Origin of the sequence: Chryseobacterium taichungense, assembly GCF_900109935.1 — a bacterium.
Lineage (GTDB): Bacteria > Bacteroidota > Bacteroidia > Flavobacteriales > Weeksellaceae > Chryseobacterium > Chryseobacterium taichungense.
The window spans coordinates 278,607-299,242 of sequence record NZ_FOBV01000006.1; the positions used below are offsets into that span (position 1 = coordinate 278,607).

General features: G+C 34.6%; 26 protein-coding genes. All 26 read right to left on the reverse strand.

Features of this window, described 5'->3' with window-relative positions:
• Nucleotides 1-12 precede the first annotated feature (12 nt).
• Nucleotides 13-1,185 carry a DUF2062 domain-containing protein gene (locus BMW64_RS14550; protein WP_090000681.1) on the reverse strand — a complete coding sequence of 391 codons (1,173 nt, stop codon included), beginning with the start codon at nt 1,183-1,185 and terminating at the stop codon, nt 13-15.
• A gap of 4 nt (nt 1,186-1,189) precedes the next feature.
• Nucleotides 1,190-1,666, reverse strand: a complete 477-nt coding sequence (locus BMW64_RS14555; protein WP_090000682.1) for a hypothetical protein — start codon at nt 1,664-1,666, stop codon at nt 1,190-1,192.
• Nucleotides 1,663-2,043, reverse strand: a complete 381-nt coding sequence (locus BMW64_RS14560) for a 3-hydroxyacyl-ACP dehydratase (RefSeq protein ID WP_090000683.1) — start codon at nt 2,041-2,043, stop codon at nt 1,663-1,665. The genes BMW64_RS14555 and BMW64_RS14560 overlap by 4 nt, the downstream gene beginning before the upstream one ends.
• Before the next feature lie 4 nt (nt 2,044-2,047).
• On the reverse strand, nt 2,048-2,257 hold the full coding sequence (locus tag BMW64_RS20720) for a hypothetical protein (protein WP_228400927.1): 210 nt from the start codon (nt 2,255-2,257) through the stop codon (nt 2,048-2,050).
• A 117-nt stretch (nt 2,258-2,374) separates the two neighbouring features.
• On the reverse strand, nt 2,375-2,650 hold the full coding sequence (locus tag BMW64_RS20725; RefSeq protein WP_177175299.1) for an outer membrane beta-barrel protein: 276 nt from the start codon (nt 2,648-2,650) through the stop codon (nt 2,375-2,377).
• 7 nt (nt 2,651-2,657) lie between these two features.
• Nucleotides 2,658-3,293, reverse strand: coding sequence for a flexirubin biosynthesis protein LolB2 (locus BMW64_RS14570; RefSeq protein WP_090000684.1), 636 nt, complete (start codon nt 3,291-3,293; stop codon nt 2,658-2,660).
• Nucleotides 3,259-3,885 carry a flexirubin biosynthesis/transport protein LolA2 gene (locus BMW64_RS14575; RefSeq protein WP_090000685.1) on the reverse strand — a complete coding sequence of 209 codons (627 nt, stop codon included), beginning with the start codon at nt 3,883-3,885 and terminating at the stop codon, nt 3,259-3,261. Before BMW64_RS14575 ends, BMW64_RS14570 begins: the two co-directional genes overlap by 35 nt.
• Nucleotides 3,886-3,995: 110 nt before the next feature.
• Nucleotides 3,996-4,739 (reverse strand): polysaccharide deacetylase family protein, encoded by a 744-nt coding sequence (locus BMW64_RS14580; protein ID WP_090000686.1) that lies wholly within the window; start codon nt 4,737-4,739, stop codon nt 3,996-3,998.
• A gap of 118 nt (nt 4,740-4,857) precedes the next feature.
• Nucleotides 4,858-5,919, reverse strand: a complete 1,062-nt coding sequence (locus tag BMW64_RS14585) for a beta-ketoacyl synthase N-terminal-like domain-containing protein (RefSeq protein ID WP_090000687.1) — start codon at nt 5,917-5,919, stop codon at nt 4,858-4,860.
• Entirely contained in the window at nt 5,916-7,115 is a 1,200-nt protein-coding gene (locus BMW64_RS14590) for a beta-ketoacyl-[acyl-carrier-protein] synthase family protein (RefSeq protein ID WP_090000688.1), read from the reverse strand. Before BMW64_RS14590 ends, BMW64_RS14585 begins: the two co-directional genes overlap by 4 nt.
• Nucleotides 7,116-7,193: 78 nt before the next feature.
• Complete coding sequence (locus tag BMW64_RS14595) at nt 7,194-7,451, reverse strand: phosphopantetheine-binding protein (protein ID WP_089858199.1); 258 nt, start codon at nt 7,449-7,451, stop codon at nt 7,194-7,196.
• A gap of 95 nt (nt 7,452-7,546) precedes the next feature.
• Nucleotides 7,547-8,086 (reverse strand): 3-oxoacyl-ACP synthase, encoded by a 540-nt coding sequence (locus tag BMW64_RS14600; RefSeq protein WP_090000689.1) that lies wholly within the window; start codon nt 8,084-8,086, stop codon nt 7,547-7,549.
• 9 nt (nt 8,087-8,095) lie between these two features.
• Nucleotides 8,096-8,389, reverse strand: coding sequence for a type II toxin-antitoxin system RelE/ParE family toxin (locus BMW64_RS21125; protein ID WP_090000690.1), 294 nt, complete (start codon nt 8,387-8,389; stop codon nt 8,096-8,098).
• Nucleotides 8,373-8,615, reverse strand: a complete 243-nt coding sequence (locus tag BMW64_RS14610) for a hypothetical protein (RefSeq protein WP_090000691.1) — start codon at nt 8,613-8,615, stop codon at nt 8,373-8,375. Before BMW64_RS14610 ends, BMW64_RS21125 begins: the two co-directional genes overlap by 17 nt.
• Before the next feature lie 38 nt (nt 8,616-8,653).
• Complete coding sequence (locus BMW64_RS14615) at nt 8,654-9,805, reverse strand: beta-ketoacyl synthase N-terminal-like domain-containing protein (RefSeq protein ID WP_090000692.1); 1,152 nt, start codon at nt 9,803-9,805, stop codon at nt 8,654-8,656.
• Entirely contained in the window at nt 9,802-10,230 is a 429-nt protein-coding gene (locus tag BMW64_RS14620) for an acyl-CoA thioesterase (protein WP_090000693.1), read from the reverse strand. The genes BMW64_RS14615 and BMW64_RS14620 overlap by 4 nt, the downstream gene beginning before the upstream one ends.
• 153 nt (nt 10,231-10,383) lie before the next feature.
• A complete protein-coding gene (locus BMW64_RS14625; protein WP_090000694.1) occupies nt 10,384-11,652 on the reverse strand; it encodes an ABC transporter permease in 1,269 nt (422 codons plus the stop codon).
• The gene (locus tag BMW64_RS14630) at nt 11,639-12,394 is read right to left on the reverse strand and encodes an ABC transporter ATP-binding protein (protein WP_090000695.1); all 756 of its coding nucleotides are present in this window, start codon (nt 12,392-12,394) and stop codon (nt 11,639-11,641) included. Before BMW64_RS14630 ends, BMW64_RS14625 begins: the two co-directional genes overlap by 14 nt.
• Before the next feature lies 1 nt (nt 12,395).
• Nucleotides 12,396-13,391 (reverse strand): BtrH-related acyltransferase DarH, encoded by a 996-nt coding sequence (locus BMW64_RS14635; protein WP_090000696.1) that lies wholly within the window; start codon nt 13,389-13,391, stop codon nt 12,396-12,398.
• Between the two features lie 47 nt (nt 13,392-13,438).
• Nucleotides 13,439-13,843 carry a flexirubin biosynthesis protein DarG gene (locus BMW64_RS14640; RefSeq protein ID WP_090000697.1) on the reverse strand — a complete coding sequence of 135 codons (405 nt, stop codon included), beginning with the start codon at nt 13,841-13,843 and terminating at the stop codon, nt 13,439-13,441.
• A gap of 5 nt (nt 13,844-13,848) precedes the next feature.
• Entirely contained in the window at nt 13,849-14,292 is a 444-nt protein-coding gene (locus BMW64_RS14645) for a hotdog family protein (protein WP_090000698.1), read from the reverse strand.
• A 131-nt stretch (nt 14,293-14,423) separates the two neighbouring features.
• On the reverse strand, nt 14,424-14,855 hold the full coding sequence (locus BMW64_RS14650) for a hotdog family protein (RefSeq protein WP_090000699.1): 432 nt from the start codon (nt 14,853-14,855) through the stop codon (nt 14,424-14,426).
• Nucleotides 14,855-15,994: a dialkylresorcinol biosynthesis protein DarB gene (locus tag BMW64_RS14655; RefSeq protein WP_090000700.1), complete on the reverse strand. Its 1,140-nt coding sequence runs from the start codon at nt 15,992-15,994 to the stop codon at nt 14,855-14,857. Before BMW64_RS14655 ends, BMW64_RS14650 begins: the two co-directional genes overlap by 1 nt.
• Nucleotide 15,995: 1 nt before the next feature.
• Entirely contained in the window at nt 15,996-16,910 is a 915-nt protein-coding gene (locus BMW64_RS14660; RefSeq protein ID WP_090000701.1) for a hypothetical protein, read from the reverse strand.
• Nucleotides 16,911-16,952: 42 nt separating this feature from the next.
• The gene (locus BMW64_RS20935) at nt 16,953-18,794 is read right to left on the reverse strand and encodes a lysophospholipid acyltransferase family protein (protein ID WP_228400928.1); all 1,842 of its coding nucleotides are present in this window, start codon (nt 18,792-18,794) and stop codon (nt 16,953-16,955) included.
• A gap of 287 nt (nt 18,795-19,081) precedes the next feature.
• Nucleotides 19,082-20,602, reverse strand: a complete 1,521-nt coding sequence (locus tag BMW64_RS20940) for an MMPL family transporter (RefSeq protein ID WP_228400929.1) — start codon at nt 20,600-20,602, stop codon at nt 19,082-19,084.
• Nucleotides 20,603-20,636: the final 34 nt, after the last annotated feature.

The window sequence follows — 20,636 nt, forward strand, 5'->3', positions numbered from 1 at the left end:
TTAAACAGCCATTTAATCATTTTCAGGACTTACCTTACTTAAAAAAAGAAAAGTAGCAATCCCAGAAATTATTGACATGGTGACAGACAATATGGCACTGCCGATGAGGTATTGCAGTAGATTATTTTTTACCAGTTCAAAATTCAGATCCTGGCTCAGGATATTGCTGTTTCCGCCGACAAATGGTGCGCCTAAAAACAAAGAAGCGGCAATAATAAAGGGTATAAAAGGGGGCAGGCTTACATTTGAAGCCACAAAAGCCAATACTTTATTCAGCTTAAAAAGTACAGCTAAAGAAATAGTTAAAAGCGTATGGAATCCCCAAAAAGGAGAAAACCCTATAAACACACCCAGCGCAATGGAAAATGCTTTCGTACGGTTACTGCCATCACTTTCCAGAACATCTTCCTGTATGAAATTTTTAAAGCTTTTTTTTTTGAAATTATTCACAAAGTTACGCGGAATAATGTACAGTAAAGTAATCGTTACCAGGATCGTATTAAGAATACTGATTCTGGTAAAATCCTTAAATGGCCTGAAATGAGATACTCTTTCTGCAGGATCATACAATACTTTTACAGGAACATTTTTTACCGGAATATGCCTCCATGCTGTCCGTACAATGATTTCAATCTCAAACTCAAATTTCGGGGTAAAATATTTTCTGGGTATTTTATGTAAAGGATAAAGCCGGTACCCTGATTGGGTATCCTGCAATTTAATTCCGGTTTCAAACCAAAACCAAAAGTTGGAAAAACGATTTCCGAAACTACTTTTCTTAGGAATTCCGTCCTGAGACATATTTCGGTTTCCTATGAGAAGTACATCTTCCTTTTCATGAGATAAAGCTTCTGCAAAAACAGGAATATCATCAGGATAATGCTGCCCGTCCGAATCAATTGTGATGGCGTAGCTGTATCCTAACTTTTCAGCTTCTCTAAAGCCTGTTTTCAAAGCATTTCCTTTCCCTCTGTTTTGGGGTAGATGAATTACCTGTATCTGAACATAATCTTTTAAAATAACAGGTGTAGAATCTGTAGAACCATCATTCACAACAACAATATTTTCAGTGTATTCCAAAACACCGTCAATTACTCTTCGCAGCGTTTTTTCATTGTTGTAGGTAGGAATTAAAACGCAGATCTTTTTTTCGGAAATTACATTCTGTACTTCAGCGAATGTCATTATTTTACTTTAAACTGGCTTTTTCAGCAGCTGTCATTGTTTTAGATTGTGCCGCAAATCGTTTTACATAATTTTTTAGCGACCCGCTCTGTTTATTATAATTATTAAGAATGAAATTTTTATCATCTTTCAGACTTCCCCGATATCCCACGATTTTCGGAATATTTTCCTGAACACTCATTCTGATAACACGAAGCTCTATATTATTCGGATTGCTTTTTACAAGACTTTCAAGATTCGTAGCGCCTGATTTTACCAGCGCTTTTCTGTTTTGTTTGGTGATTTTAGCTTCCATAATTTTGGCAGCTGCTTTATAACCTTGTATCACAACATCAGAGCTTGATGCTTTGTCCGCAGTATTTATAAATGTTTCTGTATTAGCATTTGACAAATTGGCTTTGGCGTAGCTTTCTCTCAAAGATTCGAGGCCCGGTTGAAAAAAAAGCAGGATAGCAGCTATCAATGAAAAGATAAACTTCATAATGTCAGTTTTTTATAGTTAACTGACATTTTTAATGCAATAGTCTCGCCAAATGAAGTGATATTTTTTACTTTCACCTCTTCTTCGGTTTGGGTAATATCCAATTGTAAGGTAAGATCCGGCGTTTCAAAAGGATTGATAATCGCCATGAACTTTACATTGGAAGCAGATTTTAAAAATAAATTTAAACCGGTAAATTCTTCAGAAAGTTCCTTCACGATCTGCATCATGCAAACTCCTGGAGTTACCGGATTGCCAGGAAAATGTCCTTTGAAAATGTCATGATCTTTGTTCAGCGAAATATGCGCCGTAAAGCTGCCGTTTTCTGTCTGTTCGTAAGATTGCAAAGTATAAAAATCTGTAAGAATAGTCTGCATAAAATTATTTTTTCATGTTAAATGTATAATATACTCCGGCCTGGAAAGTCACATTTGAATGGTCATTATAGAAAGTGTAAACCGGAATAAAGCCTTTTTTTACTCTTGCTTCAACTCCAAAATTATTGGTAATGTCAACTCCTATACCCGCCGTAATGCCAAGATCAACTTCATTGGACGCTTCAAAGTTTTTCTGTTCAACCAAGAAGTCCATTGTTGGGCCTACATGGATATTAAATTTATTAAAATAAAATTTATTCACGATTTGAAATCCAATATAAGAGGCGGTAATGGTCTGTCCATTCCAGTTATTGATATTAGTATTAAGTTTTTAGCCTTGTCTTGAATAGTTGATTTCCGGCTGTAAAGCATAAAATTTAGCAAAGCGGATATTTCCGAACAACCCAATATAAAAATCTGTTTTATTCTTAAAATCCATGTTGGCTTCCTCACTATTTGAATAATCAAAATCCATGTAAGAATACCACTGTGCTTTATTTGTAAAATGTGAGAAATTGGCGCCGGCCCTGATTCCGGGATTAAAAGTTACCTGAGCAAAAGAAAGTCCTGAAATTATGAACGCCAGTAAAAATAATGCTTTTTTCATGTGAGATTTATTCGTTTTCGGTTATTTGAAATAGTTTTATGTTTATTTTAAAGTCTTTGTGCTGAAGATTCAAACTGTCCGCGAAGATATGTTTTTTTGCATCAAATGTAAAGTCGATTTTTTCCTTATTGTTTTTCGTGTAAATGATTTGTTTCATCAAACCATCTTCTTTGTTAAAAAACAGATAATACGCTTTTTTATCAATCTTTGACAGATAAATTTTTTGATTTTCGTTTTCAAAACTTTCTGTTACAGGATATTTCTGTCTTAAAAGTTCCTGAAAATCATTCTTTAAAAAATTAATGACAATTTTTTTGTCTAAATCCGGCAAGACATAATTTAACTTAAAATCATTCTCCGAAATTTCAAAATCAATCAATTTGTTTCCAAAATCCGATGTTAATACAACGCGATGAGCCGATTCATTAATTTTTTTTAATATCAAAATTCCGCTGACATGGTTTTTGTAAATATCCATCTGACATTTATAGACATAATCTTCATTAGATGAAAAATAAAGATTTTCAACGGTTTTTTTTGAATTTAAAACAGGCTTTGCACCTTCAAGCTTATAAGATTTGCATGAAATAAATGATATGAAAATCAGGCTATAAACTAAATTCTGAAGCAGCAATCGGCGCATTTGTCTTGGTGTTTTTGAAAACAATATTTGTAGTGTCTCCTGAAGCTTCCGTCATATTGACCTGTGAAACCGTTGATTGATTTTTAGGGAAATACAACTCAATCTGCTTAATGTATTTCAGCAGCTGGGCAGATTTAGGAGTAAATTTTGCGATGTTAAAACTGCCATTTTTAAAATAGGAAACAGAGAATTCCGGATCATTAAACATCTGCCCGTTTGAGCTTCCGACAATCAGCTTGTTGATTTTCTCAAAAGTTTTACTTTTTGCATCTACCGAAGACTTTTTCCCCTGATCATTAATAAAAATTTTATTATCCTTGAAAACAATGCTGTAATGATACGGTTTCATATACTTCCAGCTCAGCATGTTAGGCGTTTTTAAAGACATTTTTCCATGTGTTACAATACTTTTGTCCAGAAAATCCATTTTTTTGGTTTGGGTAAAATCTGCCTGTAATGTTTTTATTTGTTTGGTTTCTGACGAAACTTTAGTTACAAATGCTTTTGCCTCTGTCGTCGACATCGCTGTGTTTTGGGCAAAGACAAAAGTCGAAATTAATAAAAGGGTGCTTAAAGCTATATTTTTAATCATTGTTTAACGTTTTTAAATTTAACCACAAGGATGACAAGGGTTTCACAAAGGACACTATTTAAAGAATATTATTAATAACCCTTGTGTTCTTGGCGAAAAATCCTTGTGACTTAATGGTTTTCAAATTTACCAATTGTAAAAGTTGAGTAATTTTTATCCCCCAAAAATACTAATAAATCCTCCAAAACATTGTACGTTTTTTCCGAAGTATCGTGAAGAAGAATGATGCTTCCTTTTTTTAACCCTTTGGTGACTTTCCGGTAAATTTTTTTCTCATCTTCTGTAATCGTGTCTAAGGAACGAACATTCCAGCCTATGCTTTTTTTGTGAGTTTTTCTGATGGCTTTTGCAATATTCGGATTGGTAACTCCAAAAGGTGGCCGGTATAAATTGGTTTTACTATTTCCAATATTTAACATCACTTCATCACATTTTTCAATTTCTTGAATCATCTTTGAAGTAGATAAAAATCCGGTATTATTGGAATGTGAATAGGTATGATTTCCAATAGTATGGCCTTCTGCAACCATTCTCTGGAAAGTTTCCGGGTATTTTTCAATCTGTTTCCCAATACAAAAAAAGGTTGCTTTTATGTTGTTTTCTTTTAATAAATCTAAAAATTTCGGAGTAAACTCAGTAGGGCCATCATCAAAAGTCAAAGCAACTTCCTTGATTTTCGTTCTTTTATGAGTAATGCTGTTGACGAAATATCCTAATCCAATATCAAAAGATCCCCAGACAACGACTGCTGAAAACATCAGGAAACAAAACAGATATACCCAAAATGATCCCTGAAACGCATAAATAAAAACGTTACAGAAAAGATAAAATAAGATAAATAGATAATGTTTCATCTTTATTGCTTTTGAATTTTTAAGTCATTGCGAGGAATGAAATGACGAAGCAATCTTTAATAATAGATTCTTCACTTCACTTTGTTTCGTTCTGTTCTACGTTAAAAATTAATTCAAACTAAGCTTTCCCCAACAAAACCAAACTATGGTCGTTCCCTCCAAGATGATTATAAAGCAAAATATTTTGAATTTCCTCCTTTCTTAAATTGCTAATCATCATTACTTCTGAAATCTCCTGATTTTTAAGAATATGGCAAGCCATAAACGTTGAAAAACCACTCGCAGTATTGAATTCTCCACTCAAATGTTTGTAATACAACAAAGCTGAATTTTCAAATAAACTCATTGCTTTCGTGTAATAAACATCCGATCTTGCATCTCCGCTGAAACCTAAAATTACAGCATCAATTTCATTTTTAGACAAATTATTTTTAGCTAAAAAATCTTCAATAAATTGTTCCGTTTCTTCTAAATCTAATCTGCTATTGATTTGAATATCTTTTAATTGAGCGTAAGAGTTTTCTGTTTTGTATTTTCCCAACACAAAAAAACTGGCACCTTCTCCCCAAATGACGCCGTCAGTGGTAGAATTCAGATAATCAACGGGAAGATTTTCTTCTTTTTTAATGGTTTTGTTTAATTTGTACAATTCCATTGTTCGGTCGGTTTGTTCGTCTGTTGAACCTACTAAGATGTTTTCAGCTTCACCATCGTTGATCTGTAATTTTGCATCCAAAAACGAAAATTCCAGTGATGAAGAAGTGTTCACATAGGTGAAATTGTACGCGTGACATTGCAGACCTAAAGCAATTTGTCCAGCAACGGTATTGTGTGTGGACTGAATAAAAAACGTGGGAGTCAGAAACTCTTCATTGTTATCCAGTACATTTTTTAGAAATTTTTCAGAATCCTGGGAACAACCCATTCCAGTTCCAACAATAATCGCATCAGGATTTTCGATTCCGGCTTCTTTTAAAGCATATTGTGAAGCCACAGAACTCATTTTTACCGTTTTAGACATTCTTCTGCTTGCTGCAGGAGGAATGAATTCTTTGTAATTGGGTTCGATCGCTTTTAAAACCTGAGATGAATTTTCAGGCTTAAGATTTTGGAAAAAATTTTCATTTAAAGTGTCCTGAACCGAGATGCAGGCTGCACTGTTGATGTAAACTGCACTCATGATTTCGAGAAAATTAAGGTTGAACAATTTCCCCCAAAACCAAACGAATTGGAAAGAACATGGTTAATATTTTTCTCTTTGAGTTCAGTGACAGGTATCAAATCAAATTCTTCCATTTTTGTTTTAAAATTCAGATTCGGGAAAATAAGATTGTTTTGGATGGCTAATAAAGAATACACCGCTTCAATTCCCGCCGCCGCCGCCAAAGTGTGTCCTGTAAAAGCTTTCGTAGAACTGAATTCAGGCACTTTTTTCTCTCCAAAAATTCGGATCATCGCAATGCCTTCAGATAAATCATTATTTGGCGTTGCCGTTCCGTGAACATTGATATAATCGATGTTTTCTTTATCTAAGCCTGAAACCTTCAACGCTTTTTCCATCGCTAAATAAGCACCTTGTCCGTTTTCCGAGGAAGCCGTTTGGTGATGGGCATCATTCGCATTTCCGTATCCTGAAAGATAGCCTAAGACTTTTTTATTTTCTTTTTTCACGACTTCATCAGATTCTAAAACGATGAAAGCGGCTGCTTCACCCAGATTTAAACCTTTTCTGTCATTGTCGAAAGGGGTGTTGTAAGAATCAGTTAAGATCATCAGCGTGTTGAAACCATTCAATGTAAACTTTGAAAGAGAATCTGTTCCGCCAACGATTACACGATCTAGAACACCATTTTTAATCAGTTTGGCGCCCATCATGATCGCATTTGCTGCAGAAGAACAGGCCGTACTAATCGTTGAAACCATACCTTTTAGCCCCAAATAATCAGCAATCAGTAATGATGAATTTCCAGCATCGTGGGCATCAATATATTTTTGCTTTTCAGGAAAATCTTCATAACTGTAGAAATATTTTTCAGTCACATCCATTCCGCCAACGCTGGTTGAGGAAATGAGGCCTGTTTTATATTCATTAATGTCCGAAATTCCGGCACTTTCTACGGCTTCTTTTGCGGCAACCATTCCTAGCAGAGAAGTTCTTGTCGCATGATTGTCTTCATTTAGCTGAAGTTTTTCAACAAGTTCTTGATTAGACAATTTTATCTCTCCGGTTTTGATATTTCCGGAATGGCGCGTTTCAAACAGTGTGATGTCTGAAATTCCGTGCTTGCCGGATTTTAGCGAGCTTAAATTTTCCTCCACATTGTTTCCAATGGCGGAAATGATTCCCATTCCTGTTATGGCAATTTTTTGACCCATCTTTACAAATGTAACAATGTATCAATGCAACAGTTTACCAATTGCTAGACTGTTACATTGATACATTGGTATATTAATTTATTTTGTTCTGTTTTCTTCGATAAATTTCGCCATGGTATCAATGGAAGTGAAAATTTCCTTTCCTTTTTTCGGATCGGATAATTTGATGCCATATTCTTTATCCAGAAGAACAATTAATTCCAAAGCGTCGATAGAATCCAGTCCAAGACCTCCTCCGAATAACGGATCGGTATCTTTGATTTCTTCTACTGCAACGTCTTCTAAATTAAGAACTTCGATGATTTTGTGTTTTAATTCTTCTCTTAGGTTTTCCATAAAAATTATTTTAATGTACCAATCTAGCAGTGTACCAGTTTACCAATGGAGAACTGCAAATCATTGTTACATTGTTATATTGTTAAATTGTTACATTAGTTCGTAAGCAAATATACAAAAGCTTTATAACTTTCCTGATAGAGTTCTACCCAGCCACATAATACTTTATCAGCCTTTCCTGACTGCAAAATCTGTTCCGAGTAGTTACTTAAAAATTCTTCGTCAAATTCATCCAGTACAAAAAAGGCATTTTCAGTCTGCATCTTGTGTCTGATACTGATTTCTCCTACGCAGATATTCGGAAGTGTGTAGACAAAAACAGCAGGACTTGGAAAATAGTTTTCCTGAGAATTGATGCTTTCCTGATATTTAAAATCAGTGTCTAAACTTGATGATCTGTTGGCAAAAACCAAAGCTGTGCTGCTGTGATCTTCACCTTTTAAAATCATTTCAGAAGCAAGAAAAGCGAGTTTGCTTAAATTATCCATTTTATGAAATTTAGGATAATTTAATTCTAAACTTTTATAAGCTTCTTTCGCAAAATCTGAAAAATTTTCAGTTGAGGTTTCAAAAATAATTTGGTTATTGCGAACGATTTTTGAATCTTCTATCGTGCAAATGTCTGTTTTCTTCATGAATAAAGTTTAGGGCTTTTTTGTCTGGTTTTGATGCGTGTTGAAAACAGAAAATACCACAACTTCTTTATCAATAATTTCGTAAATTATTACATAAGGAAATTTTTGTATATAAGCTTCACGAAAGTTGTTGCTTTTTAGAGGATAGTGATGAGGACTTTTCGTAATTCTGTCAAAAAACTTTTGGACACATTTTAAAAATCTCAGGCCTAACCCTTTTCTTTTACTTTGATAGTATTCTATTGCTTCTGCTAAATCTTTGTGAGCGTTAGACTTTAATATTAATTTATAAGTCATAATCATTCATCAATCTTTGCTTAACTTCCTCCCATGAATAAGATTTAGTTTCGCCTTTAAGATGTTTTTCTCTTTCCACTTCAAGTTTTTCGTAATACCAGTTTGGAACTGCGGGATAGTTTTCTTCCTCTTCTTCCGCATCAATAATGCTATTGATGATTCTTAAAATTCTTTCATCTGCTATATCGATGAATTCGTGAATTCTTTTTCTGATGTCTACTGTAGATTCCATTTCCTAAACTTTAATTTTATAAAATTACAAAATTATTTTCAGCATTTTTCCAAAACAATGGCCGCATTACACCCGCCAAAACCTGAAGCTGTTTTCAAAATATATTTGATTTCCGCAGGTTGGTTTTCTTTAATGATATTCAAAGGTTGGGAAGTGCCCGTTTCTTCAAAGTTTTTAGATGAAATTAATGTATTGTTTAAAGCAGATTCCATTGAAATAATGGTTTCCAGTAGTCCTGAAGCGCCTAAACAATGTCCGTAATACGCTTTCAGGCTGTTTAAAGGAACGTTTTGCAAATCCATTCGGTTGAAAGCAATGGCTTCCATTTCGTCGTTGTATATGGTTGCCGTTCCGTGGGCAGAAATAAAATCAATTTTTTCTGCTGGAATATTGGCTTCTGTCATAGCATTTTTGATACTGGCAAATAATCCGTCACCAGTCCTTGATGGCCCCGAAATATGGTTCGCATCATTAATTGCTGAATCTCCTAAAACTTTAAAACTAGATTTTTCGTTTTGTGAGATTCTTCCTTCGTCAGAATGACAGTCTGTTATATAAACTGCCGCTGTTGCTTCACCAATATTGATCCCGTCACGGTTTTTATCGTATGGTTTGCAAATCTCTGTTCCGATTGCTTGAAAAGAATTAAAACCTGAAATCACAAATTCCGAAATTTCGTCTCCGGCAACTACAAACGCATCTTTATATTTTCCTGCCTGAATCATATTCTTTGCCACAGCAATTGCCATGACTCCAGAAACGCAGGCATTAGAAACAACAATAGGTTTTGTTTTAAATCCAAAAAAATCAGCAATTTTTTGAGCTAAATTTGAAAGAAAAACACCTTCCGGTAAAGTCTTTTCATTTTTTAATAAGCTGATATTTCCTTTTGTGGTTGATAAAATAAAAGCCGTTTCGCCTGAAATCTGATGTTTTTCAACCAAAGGTTTTAAGCTTAGTAAGAACATTTTTTCAAGTCGTGTAAAATCCTGACCAATGAAGAATTTTTTAAACTCATTTTCTAATTTCTCAGAATCAATCATCGAAGCGTAAAAAGGCTTCTGATTTTCTATGATTTTATGTAAAGCAACACCGGATTTTCCTTCCAAAAGAGCATTCCAGTTCGAAGAAACATCAAAACCTAAAGGCGTGATGCAGTTGTAATCTGTGATGAAAATTTCTTTCTTCATGATAATCCCATTTTATCTTTCCAGGCCTGAAAAAATTCAGGATTATATAAGCATAAATTATTATCTGAATCTAAAAAAACCTGAATGGTTTCTCCTGAACAGACCAATTTATTGTCTTCGTTAAAAAGCTCATATCGGTAAATTAATTTCGCAGAAGTTGAATTCACAAAAGTGGTTACAATTTTAAATGTTTCCCCATATTTTAATGGAAGAAAATGTTCACAAGTACTTTTTACGATCGGTGTAACATAACCCGCTTTTTGAATATCAAGATAGGTCAAACCATGCTGCCTTCCGAAAGCTTCTCTTCCGTCTTCGAAATACACAATGTAGTGCCCATGCCAGACAATTCCCAACGGGTCTGTTTCGTTGAATCTTACACGAACTTCTTCTGTACAGCTTAATATATTTAGACTTTTAGCCATTTTTATATTTGAAACATTAAGGTTTTAAAGATGTTAAGGGATTTAAGCTTAACCTTCTTATTGGTTAAAAATTATTTAGAAATAAACAAAGTTTATTTAATTTAAGAAAATTAAGATTAAAAACATGCTTTATCATTAATAAATCAGTGTTTTTTACACTGCATTTTGTTTTCTTTCGTAAAATAGTGAAATAGTAACCATCGCTACATAAAATAAAAATAAGAAAGTGATTTCTTTCGCAATTCCACCGATTCCGCTGTTTCTTAAAATGATATCGTAATACGCATTTAGGCCCCAGTTCATAGGAGAGAATTTGGCAATGGTTTGCATAAATTCAGGCATTAAAAACACTGGGACCCAGATTCCGCCGACGGCTGCCAAAACCACTACGGAAGTCGCTCCGAATGGTGCAGATTGTTCCTGTGTGTCGGCCACTGTCCCCAACAAAACACCAAAACCTATTGCTGCCAATCCTGCAAAAATAGTCACAATGATCATTTGGAACATCTTTCCGGTCACATCAAACTGTGGCAAATCCATATATGGGAAAAGATAAATTCCTACGGCAACCATCAGTAAAAATTGAATAACACAGATAATAAGGTACGTAAATGTTTTTCCTAAAATATGAATGAAATAAGGAGTTGGGCTGATTCTCGCTCTTACGCTTGTTCCCTGACTTTTTTCTTTCACTAAATTAATCGATAAAGGCACGACAATAAAGAAAATAGCAAATAAAGCCCAAGCCGGAACATTATGCTGAACGGAATTTGGAATAACTTCCATAGCTCCTTTCTTTGGCGTGATTTCCTTAAAGCTGATTAGGTTTTTATTTTCTTCCAAATTTTCTGTTGTTCCCAATTGATCCTGGAAAGCTTTGTAAATCTTTTTATTTTCAATTTCAAAAACCATTTTGTTTACAGCATTCATCACATTGTTTTTGAATCCAATGTTAGTAGCCGGATCAAAATAAAGGTGAATATCCTGAGCTTTTAAAACATTTTTCTTCACGGCTGAAGAATCCGTTTCCAAACCAAATGAACTGACAATGGACTGTACTTTTGAATCTATGTTTGAATTGATGTCTTTCGTTAAATTTTTCGGGATAACAATGGCCATCTGATAATCTCCTCCAAAAACGGCATCCTGAGCTGATTTTTCGGTGAAATTGGTTAAAAGCTCAAAACTTTTACTGTGCTCGAGTTCCTGTTTTATATTTTTTGAGACTTCGGATTTATCATTATCAATAAAAATAATTGGGATTTTTGAGCCTTCCAGATTTTTGAATGTAGAATCCTGAATTAGTGTAATTGTAATGATTAACAATAAAGGCATTACAAAAATGATGACGATCCCTCCGATATCTCTTTTCAGCAAAAGGATTTCCTTAACGAAACTTCTCCACAATTTATACAACAACATCTCTTAATTCTTTTCCGGTTAATGAAATAAAAACATCTTCAAGATTTTCCGCATTTGAAACTCTGTTTACCAGTTCTTCCGGCGTTCCTACGGCATGAATTTTTCCGTGATCAATGATCGCGATTTTTGTACAGAATTCTTCCGCTTCCGAAAGATGATGGGAAGTGTAAATAATGCAGGTCCCTTTTTTATTTAAATCTAAAAGATGGTCAATAATGGCTTTTTTAGACTGAACATCAACGCCAACCGTGGGCTCATCCAGAAAAAGAACTTTTGGGTTGTGAAGGGTTCCGGCAATCAGGTTGCAGCGGCGCTTCATCCCTCCTGAAAACTGTTCTACTTTTTTGTCAGCAAATTTTGATAACCCCATTATTTCTAAGGATTCATCAATCGCGTTCTTTAATTTTTTATGGCTTAAACCATATAGACTTCCGAAAAACATTAAGTTTTCTTTAGCGGTCAAAGTTGGGTATAAAGCATATTCCTGCGGAACGATTCCGATAATCTGCCTTAATTTAAAACCGTTTTTCTGGGGAGTCAGCCCATCAATTTTAAATTGCCCCGAAGTTGGTTTTATCAATCCCGAAAGCATGGAAATCAACGTGGTTTTTCCGGCTCCGTTTGGCCCCAGAATTCCGTAGATTTCATTTTTATTGATGTTTAAAGAAATATCATTCACAGAAAAGTCTTCTGCATTTTTGTATTTTTTATATAGATTTTTTATTTCTATGAAATGTTCCACGTTATATTGCTTTTCTCAGTTTTTTATAGAAAGCTTCTTCCAGGTCTGCAATGTGAAGCATGTTTTTTGAAAGCTGATTGTAGATATCGCTTTTAGAGTTCCTGTTTTTGTACACTCGTGCAATATCTACGGCCAAATCTCTCCAAAGGTCACCGATCGTGGTAATTTCTTTGGAAAGTTCCTTTAGTTTATCATTTTTAAGAATCACGGCTGCTTCCTGTAAAAATGCCCCGTAAATAAATCTGAAACCACCACCACCAGTGCCGATTTCTTCCTGCATACGAATCAGTTGTCCTAAATAATGATTTGTAGTTTTTGTCCCTTTTTTAGCAGCCCATTTCGGGATGCTTTTTGCCACCCATCTGATGGCTTTTACTCCGATAATCGGTACTGGTGCCAGCATATTTTTGCAGGTGTCTTTAATTCCTTTTTTAATTGCTTCTTCTATATTTACATGCTCGGGAATATAAGTAGGGTAGTACATATGACCTTTTGGTGGTAATGCGCCTTTAGCATATCTCACTTTTTCCAATTCTGCTTCAGAAAGGGTGGTGACATAATCCATTACCGGATCGCTAATCAGGAATTTATCATCTTCTTTTCCATAAACAACCAGATTGTGAGCATTAAAGTGGAATTTGTATTCTTCGGGGAAATAGGTAAGATTAAAGACGCCGACCTGTAAACCTGTAGGTATATTTTGATTCAAATTTCTTTCTAATGCTTTTTGAGCATCAGCAGGATTTGAAAATTTTTCTCTTTTAATTTTAATTCCCAATCGTTTTGCGGCTTTGCTGAAGATTGCTCCGGGCATCGGACGATAGCTGAATCCGGGCGCAAAATTTACTTTTAAAAAAGGGAGATAGACAAAGAATAATCCCGAACCGATCCCGAAGATCATGGGTTCGCTGAGTTTCAACCCTTTGTTTAATAATAAATTGGAGGCAACACCGTTTTCGCAATGCGCAGTCTGATGGTGTTCAAAATTAATTTTCATTCTTAGCTTGATTTATTGAACCTTCAATTTTGAGATGAGGTTTATATTTATTTTCCATTGAAATATTTAAGTTCATCTAAAGAAATGCCAAATGTATCGGCATATTTTTTCAGAACAGAATCGCTTAGTGTTTTAAATATTCCAGGTTTTCCGTGTCTTTTTACCCGCCACTGCCACATTCCTACGTAGGCTGCCAGTACCTGAAAGTCCATCTTATTCAGTTCCATAAAATAAATGATAGGACTTACTTTATTATCGGCAACATTTTGTCTTGCTTCTTCAATTCTTTCGTGGATCAGTTCCATCGATTCGTCCAAAGCGGCTTTTTTTGCATCCCATCCAATGCTGTGAGCAGTTGTATAATTATCATTTTCATCCGTAACATAAAGGACTTCTGTCATGTTGGCGGATTGTAAGTTGCTTTCGTCTTGGGGAAGGTCCTGTTTTTTCATTGATATCAGTGTTTTACTTCCTGAATATACAAATTTATTTCAGCTCTGATTAATAATTCATCATTAAGAAAAGTCTCACAAAAAATATTACAGATGTTCTCAAATTGAGAAATCAGTGAAGCTTTAGAGATGATTTTATCTCCAACCTTTGGCAATGCAAAAATTTCGATTTTCTTGATATTGGTGATAAAGCCAATTACTTTTGTATCTGTTTCAGGGTTTTCGAAGAAGCTTTGCCCGAGAATTGATGAACAGGTCTGTGCTGAATTTTCAATCAAACCTGCCTCAACGAATTCATTATTGTGAACAAAAATATTATCTTCTTTTATTTCAAAGGAAGTTATCACTTTTTCCTTGGTCAATTCCAAAATATAATCTGCCATCAGCATCGGATCGCGATGCGGTAGAAAATTATGTATATTGATGATGTTCTCTTCCTTGATTTCCATTCAATTATATATTATTTTGAGTTAAAATTTTAACGCAAAATTCACAAAGATTTTTTTATGCTAAAATATATTTAAGTTAGAAAAGCGTTTGACTTCGTAGAATCTTAACGCAAATTTCTTTAATTCAAATATTACATTACTACAGTTTTCATCTGGGATTTAGCAATAACCTCATCATTGATCTTTGTTACAATATCGACTAATGTTACGCCCATCATTTCATTAATGATAGAAACTTCTGACGTTAGTTGATCTCCCAATTTCGGTAATTGTATGGCTTCAAAAGTTTTGATCGCACCAATGTAACCCGTTGGGGCCTCTTTTCCCAATAAATAATATTTGTAGCCAGTGTGCAAAGCAACACTTTGCGCCTGATGTTCCACCAAACCTGAAGCCTGAAAAATCCCGTCCTGAACAAAAATATTCTCTTCTTTTACTTCAAATCCTGAAACCAATTGTGTTTCAGAGTATTCTGCAATGCTGTTTACCATTACGAAAGGAGATCGCTGAGGAATTAAGCTTTCCACAAAGTTCTGATCGGATGTTGGCAATCGGGTTTCCATTAGCATACTGTCAATAAAGCACAAGAGTAAGCAAATCTTCCGCTTTCAGGAACACAAAGAAGTACTTTTTCTCCTTTTTTCAGTCTTCCGGAATTCATTAACTGTTCCAGAGCGATGAAAATTGATCCGGCTCCGATATTTCCTACTTCAGAAAGATTGTAAAACCATTTTTCCCAAGGGAAATCCAATCCTACGTTGGCAAATTCATTTTTTAAACCTTCTTTAAAATAACCTGACGAAATATGCGCCAGTACATGGTCTATTGTATTTGGATCAAGATTGTGTTTGTCGAAAGACGCTCTTAAACTTTCGGCACCTTTTACCAAAATATACTGATCTAAAATTTTTGTATCCTGCTTCAGTGCGAAAATAGATTGTTTCAGCCATTCATCTGACGGATAATCTGCCCATGATTTTAAACTGCCGTCCTCCTGTTTTTCGCATCCTGCATACATACACGCTTCAATTTCGTGAGCGTAAGAATAGAAATCAATAAATTCTATTTTTAAAGAAACTTCGTTTTCTCTCGGCTTATTTTCCAGAAGAAACGCACCGGCACCGTCAGAAAGCATCCATCTTAAGAATTCTCTTTTAAAGGCGATAATGGGTCTTTCTTCTAATAATGCCAGATTTTCCGCTTCGTGATTGAATTTATCCGCAGTCATCCATGCTGAGAATCTTTCTGAACCAACGCATACTGCATTTTGTTTAACGCCCGCTTTTACGGAAAGAAATCCGTAATTAAAGGCATTCATTCCGGAGTTGCAAAGCCCTGTTGAGGTATTAATCTCAATTGATTTGCCGATATTAAGCTCTCCGTGAACCATGGATGCATGGGAAGGTTGAATCTGATCTGCTGAAGTGGTTCCACATGAAAGAAGCTCTATATCTTCTTTACCGAAATTCTCATCAAAAAGACCTTCTACTGCTTTTGCTGTGATCTGGGCATTGGTGTGGGTAGGTTTTCCTTCTTTATCTAAAGCATAATACCTTGTTGTAATTTTATTGTTTCTTAAAATAAGGGATTTTGCCTTCGAGGGAGCGCCGTTTATATAACCAAGATAGATTTCCATGTCATCATTGGATACCGGTTCATTAGGTAAGTATGTAAATGCTTTTGTTATAAATACGTCGTTCATTCTATTTTATATTAATTCCTTGTAAATATTCTCTTTGTTTTTTTCTTTTAAACCAAAAGATAGGTGTTGTAAGCAAATGTAATACCAGAACTATTGGTGATATAATCCAGATGGCTGCCATCAAATATACCTTAAAGAATTTTATCAGCAAAGGACGCTTTTCTTTTTTCCTGATAATAAGATTTGACCAGACTTTGAAAATCTTATTCCCAACCTTTTCTACCCGAACCAAAAAAGCCCTAATTTCCACCGCTCTGTTTTTTACAAGATCGGGCTGAAGGCTTTCCAGTGTATCTGCAGAAAAATGCTTTTCAATAATCTTGCCGTATTTTCCGGCACCGTTGATTTCTTCATCTGAGACTCCTGCTGCAGGAAGCATGCCGGATTTTTCTTTTTTTCCGGTTGTCATCCATCTAAGGATTGTCAGTACACTCGTATAATTGTCGTGCCTGTCTACGAGTGCAATATTTCCCACCAATTTAGCCTGCATTTCTTTTAAATAGACTTTCAGTTTTTCCTGAGAAAACATCCACATATTTCTGGTTCCTGAAACGGTAACGACAGGCGTGTTTTTAAGGATATTCTCTGCAAAACCACTTTTTAGGAATGATATGATCGGAATCGAAGGGGTAAGATACCAGACCTGATATCCGAAAATCACCAGATCAAATTTTTTATTCAGAACCTCTTCGGGAGGGGGAAGTATTTCGCTCGGAATCTGAAGGTAAGATTCAGGAAAGGTGTTAAAAAATACATCACCAGACCATGGAAAAGGAAAATCTTTTTTTAGTCTGATGTTGTAGAATGTAACATTATATTCCTCACTTTTTTCTTCAAACGGCACGGCAATATTTTTTACAATATTTTCCAGCTGTCCGGACTGGGTATAATATATAACAAGTATATTTTTTTTCATTAATTCTTTTTATCGGTTACAAAAATATGCTTTTCATATTTATTATTCAGAACTAAATACTTTTAATGATTTATAACTGAATTTTAATGTATAATCAGCATTATTTAATACGTTGTTTTTCTTGGTAAAGAAAATAATTGTTTCAGGAAGTTTGTCCAAAGAACTGATGTCAAAATTTTCATCTGAAACCAGCAGTATATCAATATTTTTGGTGATTTCAGTAAAGTTTTTTATATAATTAATTTTCCTTCTTTTTACCAGATAATTCTGTTCTGCAATCTGTCTTTTTTCGTCATCTTTGATATAACTGAAAATTTTTCTTCCTGCCTGCTGAAGAGTCAATACAACATCTTTCTGTCCAAAATCATCAGCAATATGAAGGATATTCGCATCTTTCGGAATATGTTTATTGAGTTCAAAATAAACACTTTTGTTGTTCTGAAAATCTGCTTCAACTTCACTTACAACCTCAGCATCTTTATATAGAAAACTTAAAAACAGTTTTTTCTTAAAATAATTTTCGTCTTCCAGTTCATTTCTCAAGGCTGCAAATTCCTGTCTGAAATAGGCATTGATTTTTTTAGCTCTTTCCGAATAACTTAACCCAAAACTCATATCTTCTTTTTTAATCCTTTCGCCGATTTTTACGGTTATGGCGCCGTCATAAATGATGAAATCTCCTTTTGGCAAAACCTCGGAATTCCCATGAATATAAATCGGCAATATATCCAGGCCAAACTGTTCTGCCAGATAAAAAGCTCCTTTATGAAACCTTTTGATGTCGTTGGTGTATGAACGCTCCGCTTCGGGAAAAACGACAAGAGAATATCCCTGCTTAATTTTTTCTTTCAATTTGTCAACTCCGTTTTCTATACCCTGAGATACCGGATAACATCCCAGTGCTTTTACCATTTTCCCAAAAACGGGAGACTGATATACCCAGTCATTAACCAGGTAAACAATCTTATGAGTAGTCATTGCTATAGCTAAAGTATCCAGAAATGACGTATGATTGGCAATAATGACCGCCGGTCTGCTGAAATCTTCTTTCGTAGCTTTAATGATCTTTTTCCTTACCCATGGATTCGTAAATAGAACAGAAGTTAAAAACTTTGCGGAAATTAATTTAAAAAAGTTTAACGTTCTTCCCCTTGAATTTTTTGTAAAAGGACTGATAAGTAAAGAAAAAAATAAACCTCCCAATCCATAATACAAGAAAGACAACATCGAATGCAAAAAGAGCCTGAACGTAATCGGCGACAGCCCTTTTCTTGCCCTGTTCGTAATCAGCAGTCTAAACCAGAAAGGATATAATGTTGAGGTAATAATAATCACTGAAAACATACCGATCAAGGCGACCAATGCGAGCGAATGAAGAGCAGGGTGTTTAGCAAATATCAACGAACCGATTGATAATATTGTGGTAAAAACTGCCAAAATGATGGAAGTTCTGTAAGTAGGAAGTTCATTCTTTCCGGTAGTGTGTTCTTTCTGCATCGCCTGGGTAAGGAAAATGCTGAAATCATCTCCTACACCGAACACCAAAGTGCAAACAACCGTACTGAAAATATTTAATTCCAATCCTAAGAAATAGAGAATTCCCGCTGTAACGACTCCCGTTAAAACAATTGGAAACATAGTTAAAACCGTTAATTCAAAATTTCTAAAGAAAACGATGATCGTTAAAACAATTGCTAAAAGAGAATAATTAATCAGGGTGTTAAAATCCCTTTTCAGCAATCCCAAGAAGTTTTCATTCATTTGCTGACGATCAATGGCCAAGACATCATGTTTTTTCTCAATATCTTTAATGAAGCCATCTCTTTTGCCCTCATCAACTTTCACCACATTCGAAACGGTAAAGAATCCGTTTTCCTGGCTCAAAAACTCAGAAACCTGCAGAGCTTTAATTTTTTTGTAATCGTCAAGACTTAACGGAACATAATTTTTATTTAAATTATCATTAAATTGGTTAAATGCTGCACTATTAAAACCATATTTATTTCCATTTTTAATCAGTTCGGAAATTGTGCCGGCCTTTTTTCCTTCGGTCCAGAATTCATTCCATTCTTTTATTTTTTCCTGTTGATCTTTCTCTGATAAAACGACTTTCCCAAGAGAATTATAGCTTAATATTTTTCCTTCCTGCTTTTCTTTTTCCAGAAAACCATTTAATGCTGAATTTTTTGAAAGGGCTTCTTCCGCAGAATTTCCATATGAAATCGTATAAATGGATTTGAAGTAATATCAGAAAGCTTCTGTAATTTAGCTTCACTTATTTTCAGATCTTTTGGAATATAATTTAAATCCCCGATATCTTCATTAAATCCGACATGCCTGAAACCGAACAGGCACGCAATAATAATCACCGAGCAGCCAATGATCAGCGGCTTGTTCTTTTCATATGGATAAGATCCGATTTTGTCAATAAAATTGGTATTTGCTTTCTTTTCCTTTTTCGGATGATATAATTGAGGAACGATAATCAATGCCGTTACAGAAGACAAAATCACTGTGATCGCAGCAAAAAGTCCTAAATCCTTTAATGCTTCAGATCGTACGAATACAAGACACAAAAATGAAACAGCAGTTGTTGCGCTGCTTAATATGATCGGCTGCGTGATTTCTTTGTAAAGCTCTTCTATATTGTTATTGTGCTTGTAATGCGTAAGAATATGAAGTGCATAATCGATCGTTATCCCAATCAGAATAGCTCCCACGCTCAGCGAAATAGCCGAAATTTTATCTTTAATAAAGTATAAAATCAACAATGCCAGTAAAACGGAGAAAACCGTTGGCAGAAAAACAATAATCGGAGTAAAAAAATTCCTGAAATAGTAAATCAATAAAATCAAAAGTACAGTCATCGAGATCATCACCGTATTTTGAATATCCTTTTTAATTTGTTGGGCATTTGCAACCGCAATAACCGGAGAACCGAAATAGCTGATCTCTGTTTTTCCTTTGAATTGCTTGTTGAGATTGTCTTTTATCTCATTCAGCTTATTGATAAAAGCTTCATTGTGTTTGGTGTCGTTGCTTTTATTTTTCGGGTCAAGAAAAAGGAGAAGATTTTTTCCGTCTTTGGTAACGATGTAACTGTTTTCGAGTTTAAAATCCTTACTGATATTTAATGCGTTCAGTTTTTTTATCCCTAAAAAAGTAATGCCGAGAGGATCTTTTTTGATGAATTCTTTAGTCACCAGACTGGTTGGAGAAGCAAGTGATATATAATTGTTTTCTACTTGTCTTGCGATACTGTCTTTATTAAGCTTTCTTGCGATTTCTTTATAATCGTTTTTATCTAAAAATAAAGGAAGATTCTGATTGACAAAATCAAATGTTTCTGAAATTTCATTGTCGTTCACCTTTCCCTGAACTGAGCCAATGTACTTTTGTAAAGGCTCGATCTTTTGCAGAAAAGTATCCGCAGTTTCTGAAAGCTGAAAATTATCTTCTTTGGATTTATTTTCAATAATTACGATGATTTTATCAGAAAAGTTAAGTTGTTTGAGAACTTTTGCAGTAAGGTCAGACTTTTCATTTTTTGGAATGATCTGATTGATGTCTTCTTCAAAATTAATTTTTGACGCAAAAAAAAGACATATCAAAGCAATTCCGGCTGCAAACAATACAGACAGAAGTTTGTTTTTAGAAATAAGATAATATAAAAAAATGAAAAAACGATGCATCAGGTTATTGAATCAAGTTTGCAAATTTAATTTT